Source organism: Paenibacillus lautus, from assembly GCF_050482385.1.
Taxonomy (GTDB): domain Bacteria; phylum Bacillota; class Bacilli; order Paenibacillales; family Paenibacillaceae; genus Paenibacillus_AQ; species Paenibacillus_AQ lautus_B.
Genome location: NZ_JBCNHV010000012.1, coordinates 21,819 through 36,761, shown reverse-complemented (window position 1 = coordinate 36,761; position 14,943 = coordinate 21,819). Strand labels below are relative to the sequence as shown.

Here is a 14,943-nt window from a genome sequence, read left to right as displayed (position 1 = left end):
ATATCATTGTAAACCCTGACACTAGTGTCAGGGTCAAGCGAATTCTGCGAATATTTTAAAAGTGAACATATTAGAAACGACGGAGATCTCCATCGAATGTTATTTTCTTTTCTTGGATTTGCCTTTGGAGCTTGTAGAAAGTTTGGGCCAACGATCGGGCGGCACATGCTGGAGCATCGTATGAAATACAGTTCCCCACTGCTCTTCGTTCAGCCTACCGATGGGGAGCTCTCGATCCACCCCCAGCACTCGGACCAGCTTCGTAATCTGGGGAGGCGTGAACACGCCCGCCAGAGACGCGAATAACGGCAGCCGCGAGTCCTGCAATCCGTAGGCTGCCAGCGCAGTAAACTTCGGCTGATGCTGTGCGGCAATGAGCGGCCTTTTCCTCCGGTTGATAGCTAGAATAGCGGACACCACTTTGGGAGGCGGCGCAAAATGCTGAGGCGATACGGTTCGCACAAGCCGAATGTCATAATACATCCTCCAGCTTAAGATACGCGGATCTTGAACAGGAACTGCCGTAAAACGTTTGGCTGCACCCTTTTCCACAAGCAGCACGGCTCGCTGCAGCGGCACGCCGGGATGATCCAGCAGCCTCGCCATGATCGGCGTGGTGATCGAATACGGAATATTCGCCACGACGGCAAACGGACGTTTCGGAAGAGGAACCTCCAGGAAATCGGACTGCTTGACGCGAATGTTGCTTCCATCTTTTATCTTGCTGAACAGTTTATCCACAAACGCCGGATCTGTCTCGATCGCAAGCACATGTGCCGCCTTCTCTGCCAGCGGAAAGGTTAATGCCCCTGTCCCTGCTCCGATATCGAGAACGGTATCGGTGGATCGGATCTGGGCCAAATCGATCATATCATGAATCAGCCGTTTACTGATTAATAAATGCTGCGCGGAAAAGTTAGACGGTTTCTTCAACTTTTCCCGATGATTTTTATTATTTTTGGACACAAAAAAGCACCTCATTCATTCGTATAGTAATGAAAAAGGCACAGCACAAATAATCCTTCGCATTTTTACATGAAAATGGATGGATTTAGTTGTTCTGTACCTTCATTAACGAATACGTATGAATGCGATGCAACACATGTTAGGACAATCCTCCCTTAGATGAAACGGATAAAATAACAACCACAGTATAGCATAGGCATTCCCCTGCCTCACGGGTACATTCTTTTAAAAATATTTTTTACCGTCAATCCATGCGCTGGGTATGGTATGTTGAGGAAGATAGGGTTCTATGATTCCGAATCCTAATGAATATCAGTGTACCGGCATACTAGAAGGAGCAAACCGATATGGAAATCTATTTTACGAATGAAGTCACAGCGTCAAATAGCGAGGATAGCCATTACGTAAGAAATCAATTGATCGAGTTTAACTTAATGCACTTCCCGGACGACTTAAAAGACCGGTACCAGGAAGTAAACCTGTTGTTGAGGAATGCGGACGGTCAGATTTTGGGCGGAATTGTGGGGGAAATATGCTGGAACTGGCTGGAGATCCACTACTTATTCGTGGATGAACCATACCGTAAATCGGGGTACGGAGCCAGGCTGTTAAACGAGGTGGAAAAAATAGCGATAGAGAATCAATGCGAGTTCGCAAAGTTGGATACACTTAGCTTTCAAGCCTTGGATTTTTACATCAAGCAGGGTTATGAGGTATATGGCAAGATCGAGAATGCCGGACGGCATACGCATTACTATATGAAGAAGGAACTTTAAAAGAAGGCAGTAAAACCGCCTTCTCTGGTCTTCCATCTCAGCTCTCCACCGACTTCTTCCCTTTTGATTTGCTGTTTGCCTTATGCAGGTTTTGCTCGACCCGATATTGAACGACTCGGCGTATCAGGTCATAGGGCAAGGGCTTATCGATGGGAAATTGCAAGGTACCTTTGGACTTATGATATTCCTTTAACTCATCTTGGAACGCCTCAATGCCGCTAGGGGCCGGGTAAAAACCGATATGCTTCTTAAATGCCGCAAAATGCACCAAATTTCCGTGATAGTCGAAGGTTGGTATCTGATAGCTGATTTTTTCCTTCGCTTCCGGGGCCATTTCCTTGATCACTTGTCTTAATGTCTGGAGAATGCTTTGAACCTCGGGAGGGAAGCTTGAAATATATTCATCGATCGACCCGTAAACGATTTTATCCTCTTTCATGAGATAACGTCCTTTCACAGGTTAATAGGTTTCATAAACGAGATCAGCGTTCATTCCCAGCCGTTTATCGCCTGTATCGCACACCAATCGAAACGTTCCGTCAGAATCCCGCTTGCTTTGCCGATTAAAACGAACGAATGGTTTAACATCTCACATACTTGCGTTTGAAACCAAGCTTCCCTCTCTCGACTTCTTTTCTAATATTTTCGGAAGCGTTCAGGAACTTGCTCTTGTCACCCCGCTTCATTTCTACCGGTCCTACGGCCTTTGCGGTCTCAACCGTCTTATCATGGAGCGGCAAATAAGATACGGCTGCAGTGTACATGAAATTATTCATCGCGGATTTCGTTCGGTCCGGAGACTCATGAATGGTCTTTTCCACCAGTTCGAGCATGGCCGAGATTTTACTTTCCGGGAACTCACGATCGTGTCTGCTCCCGAGCAGCCAGCAGTAACAGCTCCACCCCGCCGACATTCTAAGCTCCTCACCGCTTGCGATCCATTGATCGGCAACGTCTTGCGCGATATCCGCCTCTGCCAACGTTACGGCAACCACATAATCAGACAGCATATAAAAATAGGCCGCATCCATCCAGCGATCATAATCCGCTGCCGTCATCGCTTTTGGGTCTGCAATGATGCCGGCAAAGTACATGGCGTCATAGTTTCCGGTGGCGTAAAGCTGCTCAGCCAAAGGCTGATTGATTTTGATTTTCTTGGCAATCGGCTTCATGGCGCCTGTCGCCACGCCAAAGAGCGGTTCACGCGCTCCATTGGACAGGTATATTTTCTTGAGCCGTTCCTTGCCGAGTGCTTCAAGCTCCAACATAACGGATTCTGCATTCATGGTTTGACACTTCCTTCATTGGCTTAGTATGCAGCTGCCGAATAAGCCGCACCCCACATGACTTGAGTGTACAATAATAATGCCGGCCAAGCCTAGTCCTCCCTGATGGAAAATATAACATTACGCTCAAGGTTTTCAGCAAAAAAAACGGCGATTGCTTCCCGATGGAATATCGGGAAGCAATCGCCGGCAGCAGAAGTTACATAGCCTCCGGTTCTTCCAACTGGACTTTCGGTGTCACCACCGACACGAGCAGTTCGTTTGCCGAAGAGATCAGCACGACGCCGTCAGGCAGTTTAAGGTCCCCGACATGTAAAGAATGCCCAATCTCCAGTTCGCTGATTTCAACAGGAATGGTGGCAGGAATACGGTCCGGGAAGGACTCAATCTCGATGAACGTGCTTTGTATTTGGACGACTCCTCCAAGTTTGGCTCCCTTGGCGGTACCGATGTAATCGAGATTCACTCTCGTGCGCACAACTTCATTTATATTAATACGTAAAAAGTCGACATGGATGTATTCACGAGTGATTGGATCACGCTGAACCGACTCCAGCAAAACCGGAAGCGGCTCCCGATCGTCAAAACGAAGCTCAAGGATTCCTCCTTTGCCGTTCCTTGCCCATTTGCCGAATTCTTTGGCGGACAGTTGAATCATCATATTCTCTTCCCCTGTGCCAAATACAATTGCCGGAATTCGCCCCGAAAGACGAAGCTGCTTAAGTCCGGTTTTGTTCATCGCGGCGCGCGTTTCTGCTCGTAAATTTACTCTCATCTCAACAACACTCCTCAGATTATCGTTATTTTGGGTGTACTCACCATCAATCATCCATAATGAACTACGGATTTCTCCCCCCGTAGCGGGGAAAGTAGGAGCACCATTGCATCACCTCCAGATAGACATTTAATGTAAAACGCTTTTATATATGCGAGAAGGCACCTCGTCCCATGGGAACGAAATGCCTAATTACTTGCTACCATATCATAGAAAAGGGGGGTTGTCGACCGCGGTGGTATGGGGGGTCCATTACAGGAAGGAATTCCGAGTGGTTATGATTATACGAAAAAGAGGAGCTTTCCGCCCCTCTGTGTAGTTCCATCAAAACATCTCATCTATTTGTCCTACCGTACATTTATCGAAAACCCCTTCAAAATTCAAACCCTTAGCGAGCCACGGAATCCCCTGGCAGCATAGTATGATTCCGCTCCATTGTGGTACACAAAGACAGTGTCGTAGCGGCGATCACAAAAAATGGCTCCGCCGAGTTTTCTAATACTGGCAGGTGTTACCACCCAGCTCGATGTTTTTAAATCGAAATTTCCAAGCTTTTGCAATTCCCGGTATTGTTCTTCCGATAGCAATTCTATGCCCATAGCGGTTGCCATTTCAACGGCACTATTCTTCGGTTTGTGTTCTTTTCTTGATTCCAGCGCTTCACGGTCGTAGCAAAGGCTTCGGCGGCCTTTTGGACTCTCAGCTGAACAATCATAAAAAATGTATTCGCCCGTCTTGTTGTCATGACCTACAACATCCGGCTCTCCGCCGGTTATTTCCATCTCATGGAGCGACCATAGTTTTTCAGGATTTGCTACGAGCTTGGCTTGTACGTCAGCCCATTCAAGGCCTTTATGGCGATTCATGTTCTTCTCAAAACGAGCTTTCAATGTTGTGAGTAGTTCTTCACGTTGTTCTGTTGACAATTCCTTTGCCAATTTAGATTCCTCCTCATACAGTTATGTGCGATACCCACCACGCCGTATAACTTTGAGCAACACTATCACATCTCATCTATTCTTTCCTCACCAACAACGTTACCGCCTCCACATGACTCGTCTGCGGGAACATATCAACCGGCTGCACCCATTCGAGCTCATAACCGCCGTCAAGAAGCACCTTGCAATCTTTCGCCAAAGTCGAAGGGTTGCAGGATACGTACACAAACCGCTTCGGCTTGGTACGAAGCACCGTCTCCAGGAAGCGCGGGTCCAGGCCGGTGCGCGGCGGGTCGGCAATGATGACGTCCGGCTTCATGCCCTCCTTAACCCAGCGCGGCAGCAGCTCCTCTGCCTGGCCGACGTGAAAGCTCGCGTTAGCACGTCCGTTTCGCTGCGCGTTGGCCTTGGCATCCTCGACGGCTTCCGGGATCGTCTCGATCCCGCGCACTTCCTGGGCATAAGGCGCAAGCCACAGCCCGATCGTGCCGGTTCCGCAGTAGGCGTCGATGACGGTTTCCTTTCCCGTCAGGCCGGCTGCCCCCCGGACCGACTCGTACAGCTTGACCGTCTGCTGCGGATTCAGCTGGAAGAACGCTCTGGGCGATAGCGAGAATTGCAGGTCGCTCAGCGATTCCTGCATGCTCTCGGCTCCCCACAGCGAGATCGTTCGGTCTCCGAAGATGAGCGAGGTTTTCTTCGGATTGATATTGAGTGAAATCCCGCTCAGCTCCGGAATGGTAAGGCGCAGCATGCGAACAAGATCGTCCTGCCTTGGCAGCTTGCTTCCGGCCGTGACCAGCGTCACCTGAATCTCCCCGGATTGGAAGCCGTGGCGAACCACAATCGTCCGTACGCCATCCTTGCTTCCATTCTCTTTGTACAGCGGAATCCGCAATTCTTCGAGGACGGATTTGACCTTTTCCACCGCTTCATTCACCTTCGGATGCTGAATCGGGCAGCCGCTAATGTCCACAATCGTATGGCTGTCCGCTTCATAGAGCCCTGCAATCACTTCATGGCCCTTCCGTTTCAGCTGCAGCTGCGCTTTATTCCGGTAATCCCATGGGTGCTCCATGCCGAGGATCGGCTTAAACTTCACATCGTCCCGTCCAGCATACCGACTGAACGCCTCACGTACTATATCCGTCTTGGCCTGCAGTTGTCCCTCATAAGAGATATGCTGAATTTGGCATCCGCCGCAGATGCCGAATACCGGGCAAGGGGGTTCAATCCGGTAAGGGGAACGCTTCTCCACTTCTACCAGCTGTGCCTTAATAAATTTAGGCTGGACCTCTTTCACCTCGGCTTTGACCACTTCGTTCGTGATCGCTCCGTCAATAAACACCGCCTTGCGGCGGTAATAACCGACTCCTTCGCCGTTAATCCCAAGCCGTTTGATCGTAACGACTATAACGTCCCCGGCTTGCAGCTCATCCGCGTGCTCACGTCCAGATGAAAGCCTTGGCCCGCGTACTTCTTGCTTATATTTATCGGACGGTTTCGCCTTCGAATACGATGAAGCCGATAACGAATCCTTGTTCTTCCTATGTTCATGCTTAAAAGCCGGCTTGGCCCCAGCTTGGTTCGCTGCAGTCCGCTCACCCGGCTTCTTCCCGTATGCGGTTGATTTGTTGTTTTTGGTTCCATGTCCAGAACGTCGTTGTTCACTCATGCCTTGATTTCTCCATCCTTAATGGTATCGTGTCCAATATACCACGCCGAACCTGCGAATGCTAACGGGCCGTGTTCTTTTTCCCGATTTCATCGGTGTTCTTCTGCTTCCTTGACGTCAACATCTTCACTGCGTAAAACCGCAAAAAAATATTTTTGCAATTCGGAAACCAGAGGTGAACCCCCAGCGTATAATTCCATTATCATACATTCTCTTATGGAGGTATCTTTTATGTCGTTTTTTAACAAAATGCTAGCCAGTGTAGGAATTGGAGCAGCCCAGATCGATACGCATCTCGAGAAATCCTCCTATTATCCGGGTGAAGAAGTACGCGGCATCATTCACATTAAGGGAGGCAACGTAGAGCAGACAGTCGACCGCATTTACTTGAAAGTGATGACGGAATATACCAAGGAAAGCGACGACAAGAAATACATAGAATCCTATACCCTTGCCAAAATCAATGTCTCCAGCCGCCTCACGTTGAAGCCTGGCGATCAACAGGAAATACCATTCTCTTTTCCCCTGCCGCTGGAAACGCCGCTCACCATTTCACGGCAGCCGGTATGGATCCATACCGGACTCGATATTGATAATGCCATCGATCCGAAGGATCGTGATTTCATCGACGTTGAACCGAACGCGGACGCATCCGTTGTGTTTGACGCCGTGGAAGCGCTTGGCTTCAGCTTCAAAATAGCAACATGCGAATATCATCCGAGATTAGGCCGGGGTGTTCCATTTGTGCAAGAAATTGAATTTTATCCTGGCTCCTCCTATGCCGGCCATATCACAGAGCTTGAATTGATCCTCTATCCGGAGCAGGACGGGATTTCCATTCTGGTCGAAGTCGACCGCAGAGGCAGAGGCGTTTCAGGCTGGCTCCAGCGATCACTCGATATGGATGAACAGCATTCCTGGGTAACCCTGGATCAACAGGATCTGGATCAAGGTCCATCCCACGTGGCCCAAATGCTTGACCGTGTCATCCGCAGATCGATCTAATGAACAATGACCCGCAAGGCAGCTCACTTGATCCCAAGTGACTCTCCTGCGGGTCATTGATTTTTAATGAATGATATCGCTTGTTAAATAAAATATTGCGGATACTTCTCGCGTAAAATATCCTGCTCCACAACGACAAGGCGCAGATGACGCTCCATCACGTTCATGGCCTGCTCCGCTTGTTTATGGACGATCAGCTGATATATTTCTTTATGCTGCGAGATAATATGATCCCAGTTGGAGTCCTTGGACAGACGAAGCAGCCGCAGACGGTTGAAATGAATATTCAATTGCTGCAGCATCTTCCAGGTCCGTTCTTTGCCCGTACCCTCAAACAGAATTTGATGGAACTCCTCGTCCAGCTCAAACAGCTTATAGAAATTGTGGTTGCCTGCGCATACGTCCTGAAGCGCAATATTGGTTTCCAGTCGGAAACGGAACTCTTCAGGGAAAAACTCACAGGCGAGCGCCACGATTTCCTTCTCGATCTTCTCCCTGATAAATCGGCCTTCCTCAACATGCCTGAGATTAATACGGGATACGATTGTCCCGCTTTGCGGAATGATGTCGAGCAGTTCCTCCTCGGCAAGCTTCATAAACGCTTCCCGGACCGGCGTTCGACTGACGTTCAATTCATCCGCAATTTCTTTTTCCGAGATTTTCGTACCCGGTTCCAGCTCCAGATGGAATATCCGGTCCTTCAGCAGCTGATATGAATATTCCCTGGTAGAGCCTTTAATCTTTTGCTCTGTTGACATATATCGTTACCTCTTTCTCCTATGCTCTATGTTCTCTTTGCTTACGTTATCCTCCCTCTATATTACCTGAATCAAGGGGACGGACGGTATATCATGTACGGGAATCTTCGGAAAAAGCTCTCGCAGCCGCTCGGCCACGCAGACCATGCCGGGTTCCTCGCTGGCGGCATGGCCAAGCAGGAGCATGGACGGGTTCCGGCCTTGGGCCGCTGCATCGCCGATATATTCGGGCGTCTCCCATTCCGGGCCTTCGCCGGCGATAAGAAGATCCAGCCGCTCATTCACGCAGAGGGGAATGGCGTGCGTTCCGCCGCCCCGGTAGCCAACGGTTATGCCGATTCTGGAGCATGTTCCGCTTGGGTTCCCGATATAACGAAGATAAGGAAGATTCAGTTTTCTTTTTATATCTACGGCAACATCCTGAACCGTCATTTCTCCGGGCATTGTGACGATGGCTGCTGTCGGAAGGTACTTATCGATATAGTGTTCCCAGTCCAGCGCCTGAACTAATCCCTGCGTAATCATGTCGGGTACGTACCTGTGAGGCGTATCATGAAACCGGTAAATCGTCAGATTGGCGGATTGGATCAGATCTTTTTTATCCTGGTGGACAGGACTCCTCTGCATCCCTTCCACTCCATCCTCATGGTGCCTGTAAAAGACCCCCTCATGGGTAATCACAAGGTTTGCTCCCGCTTGTATGGCTCTCTGCAAAACCGAATGCGAGGCGGCGAACGTGACGGCAATGCCGTGAACGACGGTATCCGCGCTTCCAGCTACAATCCTGTCCACCGTGGATTCAAGGTTTCCCGCCGGTTCTGTTAATCGGTTGATTACGTCTTGAACGGTCACACTCAAATTAGATCAACCTCCTTGTCGCCAACCTTGCAGGCGCATCGCGACCATCCGAATCGAAAACAGGCTGCCTTTCCTTAAGGAAACGGCAGTCTGTCGATCCGTTGGTTATTGTTGCTCTTTATAATTTTTATAAGTCTTATTCGCAATCTCCAGGTATTGTCCCACGCCCTGGCTATCCAGCTCCTTCACGAACTTGTCGTACTCGGCGAGATCGCGGTCGCCCAGAATGAACTTCAGCGTGTTCTGATCCGTGTAGTCCTTAAGCGGCGTGCTCAAAAGCGTCACTCGCTCGCGTTCTTCGACCGAGTACGGAATCGGCGGCTCCGGCTTCACGACGGTTTTCGTTTCGCTCATACTCTTCTGGAACCGCTGCTCTTCCTCGCTGAACATGGATTGAAGCAGCTCGGTCGTACCGCCGTATGCGAATACCCCGCCCGAGAAGCCATGTTCGATCCGCAAATCCTTTGTGCCCTTCGGATTCAGTCCGTTGTAGTTAATATCGTCCATCAGCTTGCGCACGCCGCCTTCCTTCGTATACGTCACGCCTTCGATGCCCCACTTCGTAAATTCCTGTCCCTTATCGCTGTAATAGAGCCAGTCGATAAACTGCAGGATGGCTTTAAAGTGCTCGCTCTCTTTCGCTTTGGAGGAGATCATCACCCCGTTCTCGAGTCGGCTGCCGGACATCAGCTGGCCTGCCGGGCCGCCGGGAACCGTGATTTTGCTGATCGCATACTTGCCTTCGCCCAGCGTTTTGTCCATATCATTGCGGTGCTGGACCACGGTCTGGGAGTTGCCGTTAATGATGAAGGATTTGCCGGTCACGAACTTTTGCACAGCCTGATCGTCATCCTGGGTAAAGCTCTCTTTGTCCAGCAGTCCTTCATCCACCAGCTTGTGGAAGTAGGCCAGCATATCCTTATATTCATCTGTTGCTGCCGTATACACAAATTCATCCGTGTCTTCCTTATACGTAAGTCCGCTGCCGTAGCCCCATCCGCCTTTGGTGCCAAAACCCGTAGCTGCGATGTTCAGCGTACTGTTGAATTTGAAGCGGTCGGAGAACGGCGTAACGTCCGGGTACTCCTGCTTCAGCTGCTTCATGGCCGTATACAGCTCATCCCAGGTGGTCGGAATCGCGATATTATGCTTTTCGAAAATATCCGTGCGCACGATCAGCGTATAGTCCGGCCACACCGCTTCATGCAGGCCCGGAAGCACATAATATTTCTTGTCCTCCTGGCGAAGTCCCTCCAGTTCGCTCTCCATGTCCCATTTCTCGATCTTGTCCTTGAAATTCGGCATCAGATCAATATAATCGCTAATCGGCAGAATCGCACCGGAAGCCACAAACGCGGATTCCTCCCCGGGGTAAGTCTTCGGAATGACCAGCGGAGCGTCACCGGAGCTGATCAGCAGACTGCGTTTTTGACTGTAATCGCTCATCGGCACGATCGTCGGCTTTAAGGTCACGTTTGTCATTTCTTTTAGTTTAGCAAAAAGCATCCAGTCCTGCTTGTAAGGATAAGCCGGTTGGTCACTGTAAAGAATGGACAGATCGAACGGCTCCGCCGCCTTGAACATATCGCCTACCGCGTAAGTTTCCATGGCGCCCTTATCTTGAATCTCGGCCTCTTTGCCGCCTGTTTTATCGGTACACGCCGCCAATACCGCAACAATCATCGATATCAATAAAGCTTTGCCAGCAAACGAACGAGGACTTTTTTTCATTTTCCTATTCCCCCCAAAATATCAATAATGGCCAATCGATGGATGATCCTATTGCTTTACGGAGCCCAGCATAATACCGGTAACGAAATATCGCTGCACGAACGGGTAAATCGTCAATATCGGCAATATGGTCAGCACCATGGTCACCGATTTGATATTGGCGGATATCTGCGTCAGGTTATCGGCAGAGGTGGCGCCTGCGGAAGTTACGCCCGTCGCGCCCGCTATCATGTTCCGCAAATAGATCGTAACCGGGAAAAGCTCCTTCTGATCCAGGTACAGAAAGGCTGGAAACCATGAGTTCCAGTGCCCGACTGCATAGAAGAGAACCATGGTAGCGATCACCGCTTTGCTTAAGGGCAGCACGATCCGGAGCAGCATGCCGTAGGTGTTCAGGCCGTCAATGGCCGCGGCTTCCTCCAGCTCTTCCGGCATATTTTCAAAAAAGGATTTCATGATGAGCATGTTATAGATGCTGATGGCTCCCGGGATTACAATGGCCCAGATCGAGTTGCTGAAGCCCAAGCTGTTAATGAGCACATAGTTCGGGATCAACCCACCATTGAAGAACATCGTGAACACGGCAAACATCGTCAGAAACTTTCGGCCTACTAACCTTTTCTTGGATAAGGCGTAAGCAAAAATCGTTGTTAAGAACATGGATATCGCGGTGCCGACCACGCTGTAAACGACGGTGTTTTTGTAATTCGTCCAAAACATGGCGTCTTTGGTCACGGTTTTGTAGGTATCGAGATTGAAGCCCCTCGGAATCAGGTTCACCTTCCCTGAATTGATGTACGACTCGCTGCTGAAGGATTGAGCGACCACGTTCAGGAAGGGGTACAGCGTGATGAAGACAACGAACAGCAGGATGATGGCATTGCATACTTTGAATGCCTTATAAGATCTTGACTCCTTCATATAGGCTCCCTCCTTACCATAAGCTTCGATCCGTCAGTCTTCGCGAGATCGCGTTCACGGAGAAGACCAATATAAGTCCGATCACGGACTCGAACAGTCCGATGGCTGTGGCATAACTGAAGTTGTTTGATACGAGACCCACCCGGTACAAGTAAGTCGAGATGACGTCAGCCGTCTCATAGATGACCGGATTGTACAGCAGCAATATTTTCTCGAACCCTACCGCCAGGAACGCTCCCATATTCAGGATCAGCAGCGTCACAATCGTCGGGAGGATGCCCGGAATCGTGACAAACAGCGTTTGCTTCCAGCGGTTGGCCCCGTCGATCCTTGCCGCCTCGTACAGGGATTCATCAATCGTCGTTAATGCCGCCAGATACAGAATCGCGCCCCAGCCCATGCCCTGCCAGATTTCCGAAGAGATATAGATCGTCCGGAACCACTCGGCGCGCTGCATGAAATTGATTCGTTCTCCATTAAAGAACTCAACAAGCGAGTTAATAGAGCCATTAACCGATGTCAATTGCAGGATCATCCCGGCAACGATGACGATGGACAGAAAGTGCGGGAGATAAGAAGCCGTCTGGACGAATTTCTTGAATCGCTTGCTCTTCACCTCATTCAGCAGCAGCGCGAAGATGATGGGAACCGGGAACGTAAAGAGCAGGGACAACGCACCGAGAAGCAGGGTGTTCTTGAACACGTTCCAGAACGCAGGGTCATGGACAAACATGTTGAAATAATGCAGTCCCACCCATTTCTCCCCATAGATGCTGCCTCCGGGCATAAATCGCCTGAACGCGATCACGTTGCCAATCATCGGTCCGTATTTAAAAATAAGCAGGTACATAACCGGCAAAATCAACAGGGAATACAGCTGCCAATCCTTCCGGACCAGGGCAGCGACGGTTTTAAGTTTGGGTGGTTTCTTGGCCGCTTTCACGGCTGGCAAGGAATGATTTGCAACTTTTGGCTCCATCGACGTTATTCACTCCAATCCGTATGGCCTCTTCGCATACCTCTTCCTTCACGGAATACGGCCGTATTTCATTATTCATCTCAATACATACAATGAAATCGTTTACAACTATTACGGCTATAAGCAGGCTGCAACTGTTGCGCCAGGATAATCGGTAATATCCGGCCTCTATTGATCCCCCCTCTAATGTTAAGCGCTTACAATAATGTTCAAAAAATAGACTCCCGTATCATGAACGTTAGACTGACAAAGTGAACCAGCTGCTTCTCCCACCTATGTAGAGAGTCATATTTCACCATACTAGTATAACTAGTATGGTAGTTGGTTACATTTTAATGGACGTTTTCACCAATTTCAATACATTTTTTTCTTATTTATAAAATTTCGAGCCGAAGTCTCAGAAAAACCGTGAGCGCATTCAGGCTGTGGCCCTGCTGCGTTCACGGCTATTGGATATCTATATTTACTTCAACTCCGTCACATTGCCGTCAATGCTGATACTCTTGATATCCATATCCCCCAGAAAAACAAGGTTATGCTTGCTGTCCAGATTATACAGCCATTGAAACCCTCTCATTGTCGTACTTGTCGAGCTAGCATGAAGGATCAGTTCTGATCCGTCCGCGGCGATGACCTTAACCTCCGGCGTATAATCCGGCAGTTCATCCAACTCACCGTCGGTACGCTTGCCTTCGATGGCCACGCCGATGGATGAAACACTAATGGTGCTGAGAGACAGTGCTTCCTCACCCTCATCAATCGCCAGATTCAGACTCTGTTCTCTTTGCTTGCCGGGAGAAATGGTGAAATGCACATTCCAAGGACCTTCAACGGCTTGGGTGTTGTCCGCTGACGTGATTCGATCGGCTGTGATCCGTGCCTTCAGCCCCTCGAGGTCATTCATCGCATCCATCTCAAATACGCCGACAAGCTTTTTGTTATCGTCAAGAAGCTGCTGCCCCACCATATAATTCACATTCTGCTCCGTTTTCAGTTCGAGTAGGGGGATCGAAGCACCCTCGGGGAATGGCATGCCATCCTCTTTCATGAAACTGACCACCAAATAACCGCTGTTGCCGACGTATATGCCTTCTTCAACATTCATGGTTACCCCGGACGCTGTATCCGTCCCTTGTATAGGTGACCGTTCGTCTTCCGCAATGGACGCGGATTGACCGAAGAACTGCTTCAAGCTATCCATGTATTGGCTCGCAAAAGCGGTCGTGCTAAGTATCATAATCATCGCGGCAGCGATAACGATACTGGCTTTGTATTTTTTCACTTTCCTGTTTTTAAACACCATCGTTTCCTCCTCTTGAATACGGTTCATCGCTCGGGTCTTGATCCGTTCCATACTGATCTGCTGCGTCAACTCGCGTTCCTCTTCCTCCGTAAGGAGGAGGTTGTCCAGCTCCTGATTGTCGATATTGGCCATGATATCTACAATTCGCCGCTTCACTTGCATCCATCCCCTTTCGCTATCGATTTGAAGCTTCACTCCTATAGACACGGTCTTTATAGAAATCCTACGGATTCTCCGTTTCATAATGTATGCGCAGTTTGTCCCTTGCCCGGCGGATCCGGGCGGTGACGGCTTTCTCCTCCATATTCAGCCGGCTTGCAATATCGCGGACTTTCTCTAAATAGAAGTACCTGCGGATGAATATTTCGCGATCCGGTTCGCCCATCCCCTGTACCATGCCGCTTATCGTTTCCTTTTCCTGCCGTAGAATAGCCAGTGCCTCCGCAGAGGGACAAGAAACGGCGTCATCTTCCAATTCGGATTCAATGACCCGCTGCCTCTTTCGCAATGCATTCAAGGTATGATTACGGGCGGCTATGGCCAAATAAGGCTTGAGACTATCTCCGCGCAGTATGATTTTTGTCCCGTCTTTCCACAACTTGACCAGCACGTCCCCGGTGATTTCCTCCACATCGTAGGAATTAAACCGTCCACCAGCCACCTTAGCGACCACCGCGGCTATGTAGCGTGAATAGCGGTCAACCAATATTTCAAAACATCGCGGATCTTTCCTCGCAAGCCCATCCAGCAATGTCTGATCCTCCATGGATCCTCCCCCCTTTATAACCATCTCTTTTGGTTGAACCAAGTCATAGATCCCGTGCTACTATATAAGACACCTTTAATTCCGGAAACCCTACACATCTTTTGAAAAAATGATCCCTTTGCAAGGGCGACAGACCCATTGGAACAGCTTTGTAACGACAAAAAAGCCGATCCCATTCGGATCGACTTTTCTGCAAGCATTAATGA

15 protein-coding genes are annotated in these 14,943 nt (G+C 49.5%); 2 read left to right on the top strand and 13 right to left on the bottom strand.

Annotated features, from left to right (window positions below; translation table 11 throughout):
- Positions 1-99: 99 nt before the first annotated feature.
- Positions 100-966 (bottom strand): 23S ribosomal RNA methyltransferase Erm, encoded by an 867-nt coding sequence (gene erm / locus ABEW73_RS15480; protein ID WP_430169975.1) that lies wholly within the window; start codon positions 964-966, stop codon positions 100-102.
- Between the two features lie 347 nt (positions 967-1,313).
- Here erm and ABEW73_RS15475 point away from each other — a divergent pair, with 347 nt between their 5' ends.
- Positions 1,314-1,742 carry a GNAT family N-acetyltransferase gene (locus tag ABEW73_RS15475; protein ID WP_430169977.1) on the top strand — a complete coding sequence of 143 codons (429 nt, stop codon included), beginning with the start codon at positions 1,314-1,316 and terminating at the stop codon, positions 1,740-1,742.
- Between the two features lie 37 nt (positions 1,743-1,779).
- On the opposite strand, the gene ABEW73_RS15470 is transcribed toward ABEW73_RS15475, so the two are convergent.
- From ABEW73_RS15470 to rlmD, 5 genes are all read right to left on the bottom strand, one after another.
- Positions 1,780-2,181 (bottom strand): iron chaperone, encoded by a 402-nt coding sequence (locus tag ABEW73_RS15470; RefSeq protein ID WP_430169978.1) that lies wholly within the window; start codon positions 2,179-2,181, stop codon positions 1,780-1,782.
- Positions 2,182-2,323: 142 nt separating this feature from the next.
- A complete protein-coding gene (locus ABEW73_RS15465; RefSeq protein ID WP_430169979.1) occupies positions 2,324-3,028 on the bottom strand; it encodes a DNA alkylation repair protein in 705 nt (234 codons plus the stop codon).
- A 199-nt stretch (positions 3,029-3,227) separates the two neighbouring features.
- Entirely contained in the window at positions 3,228-3,803 is a 576-nt protein-coding gene (locus tag ABEW73_RS15460; protein ID WP_339292598.1) for a 50S ribosomal protein L25, read from the bottom strand.
- A 380-nt stretch (positions 3,804-4,183) separates the two neighbouring features.
- The gene (locus ABEW73_RS15455; RefSeq protein ID WP_430169981.1) at positions 4,184-4,741 is read right to left on the bottom strand and encodes a DUF4256 domain-containing protein; all 558 of its coding nucleotides are present in this window, start codon (positions 4,739-4,741) and stop codon (positions 4,184-4,186) included.
- 76 nt (positions 4,742-4,817) lie between these two features.
- Complete coding sequence (gene rlmD / locus ABEW73_RS15450; RefSeq protein WP_430169982.1) at positions 4,818-6,416, bottom strand: 23S rRNA (uracil(1939)-C(5))-methyltransferase RlmD; 1,599 nt, start codon at positions 6,414-6,416, stop codon at positions 4,818-4,820.
- Positions 6,417-6,647: 231 nt separating this feature from the next.
- Here rlmD and ABEW73_RS15445 point away from each other — a divergent pair, with 231 nt between their 5' ends.
- Positions 6,648-7,421: a sporulation protein gene (locus ABEW73_RS15445; protein WP_076322948.1), complete on the top strand. Its 774-nt coding sequence runs from the start codon at positions 6,648-6,650 to the stop codon at positions 7,419-7,421.
- A gap of 83 nt (positions 7,422-7,504) precedes the next feature.
- Here the strand turns inward: ABEW73_RS15445 and ABEW73_RS15440 are convergent, their stop codons facing one another.
- The 7 genes from ABEW73_RS15440 to ABEW73_RS15410 all read right to left on the bottom strand — a co-directional run bounded on the left by ABEW73_RS15440 (position 7,505) and on the right by ABEW73_RS15410 (position 14,737).
- Entirely contained in the window at positions 7,505-8,179 is a 675-nt protein-coding gene (locus ABEW73_RS15440; RefSeq protein ID WP_430169984.1) for a GntR family transcriptional regulator, read from the bottom strand.
- A gap of 57 nt (positions 8,180-8,236) precedes the next feature.
- The gene (locus tag ABEW73_RS15435; protein WP_430169986.1) at positions 8,237-9,037 is read right to left on the bottom strand and encodes a Nif3-like dinuclear metal center hexameric protein; all 801 of its coding nucleotides are present in this window, start codon (positions 9,035-9,037) and stop codon (positions 8,237-8,239) included.
- A gap of 105 nt (positions 9,038-9,142) precedes the next feature.
- A complete protein-coding gene (locus ABEW73_RS15430) occupies positions 9,143-10,768 on the bottom strand; it encodes an extracellular solute-binding protein (RefSeq protein ID WP_430169987.1) in 1,626 nt (541 codons plus the stop codon).
- 48 nt (positions 10,769-10,816) lie between these two features.
- On the bottom strand, positions 10,817-11,689 hold the full coding sequence (locus ABEW73_RS15425; RefSeq protein WP_430169989.1) for a carbohydrate ABC transporter permease: 873 nt from the start codon (positions 11,687-11,689) through the stop codon (positions 10,817-10,819).
- 13 nt (positions 11,690-11,702) lie between these two features.
- Positions 11,703-12,668: an ABC transporter permease gene (locus ABEW73_RS15420; protein ID WP_430169991.1), complete on the bottom strand. Its 966-nt coding sequence runs from the start codon at positions 12,666-12,668 to the stop codon at positions 11,703-11,705.
- A gap of 463 nt (positions 12,669-13,131) precedes the next feature.
- Complete coding sequence (locus ABEW73_RS15415; protein WP_430170025.1) at positions 13,132-14,133, bottom strand: hypothetical protein; 1,002 nt, start codon at positions 14,131-14,133, stop codon at positions 13,132-13,134.
- Between the two features lie 61 nt (positions 14,134-14,194).
- Positions 14,195-14,737, bottom strand: coding sequence for an RNA polymerase sigma factor (locus tag ABEW73_RS15410; RefSeq protein ID WP_430169993.1), 543 nt, complete (start codon positions 14,735-14,737; stop codon positions 14,195-14,197).
- Positions 14,738-14,943 lie beyond the last annotated feature (206 nt).

Excerpts from the sequence above, each read along its gene's own strand:
- ABEW73_RS15445 (WP_076322948.1), top strand. The coding sequence starts at position 6,648 with ATGTCGTTTTTTAACAAAATGCTAGCCAGTGTAGGAATTGGAGCAGCC.
- rlmD (WP_430169982.1), bottom strand. The coding sequence starts at position 6,416 with ATGAGTGAACAACGACGTTCTGGACATGGAACCAAAAACAACAAATCA.
- ABEW73_RS15420 (WP_430169991.1), bottom strand. The coding sequence starts at position 12,668 with ATGGAGCCAAAAGTTGCAAATCATTCCTTGCCAGCCGTGAAAGCGGCC.
- ABEW73_RS15430 (WP_430169987.1), bottom strand. The coding sequence starts at position 10,768 with ATGAAAAAAAGTCCTCGTTCGTTTGCTGGCAAAGCTTTATTGATATCG.
- ABEW73_RS15460 (WP_339292598.1), bottom strand. The coding sequence starts at position 3,803 with ATGAGAGTAAATTTACGAGCAGAAACGCGCGCCGCGATGAACAAAACC.
- ABEW73_RS15475 (WP_430169977.1), top strand. The coding sequence starts at position 1,314 with ATGGAAATCTATTTTACGAATGAAGTCACAGCGTCAAATAGCGAGGAT.
- ABEW73_RS15440 (WP_430169984.1), bottom strand. The coding sequence starts at position 8,179 with ATGTCAACAGAGCAAAAGATTAAAGGCTCTACCAGGGAATATTCATAT.
- ABEW73_RS15465 (WP_430169979.1), bottom strand. The coding sequence starts at position 3,028 with ATGAATGCAGAATCCGTTATGTTGGAGCTTGAAGCACTCGGCAAGGAA.
- ABEW73_RS15425 (WP_430169989.1), bottom strand. The coding sequence starts at position 11,689 with ATGAAGGAGTCAAGATCTTATAAGGCATTCAAAGTATGCAATGCCATC.
- ABEW73_RS15410 (WP_430169993.1), bottom strand. The coding sequence starts at position 14,737 with ATGGAGGATCAGACATTGCTGGATGGGCTTGCGAGGAAAGATCCGCGA.
- ABEW73_RS15415 (WP_430170025.1), bottom strand. The coding sequence starts at position 14,133 with ATGCAAGTGAAGCGGCGAATTGTAGATATCATGGCCAATATCGACAAT.
- ABEW73_RS15470 (WP_430169978.1), bottom strand. The coding sequence starts at position 2,181 with ATGAAAGAGGATAAAATCGTTTACGGGTCGATCGATGAATATATTTCA.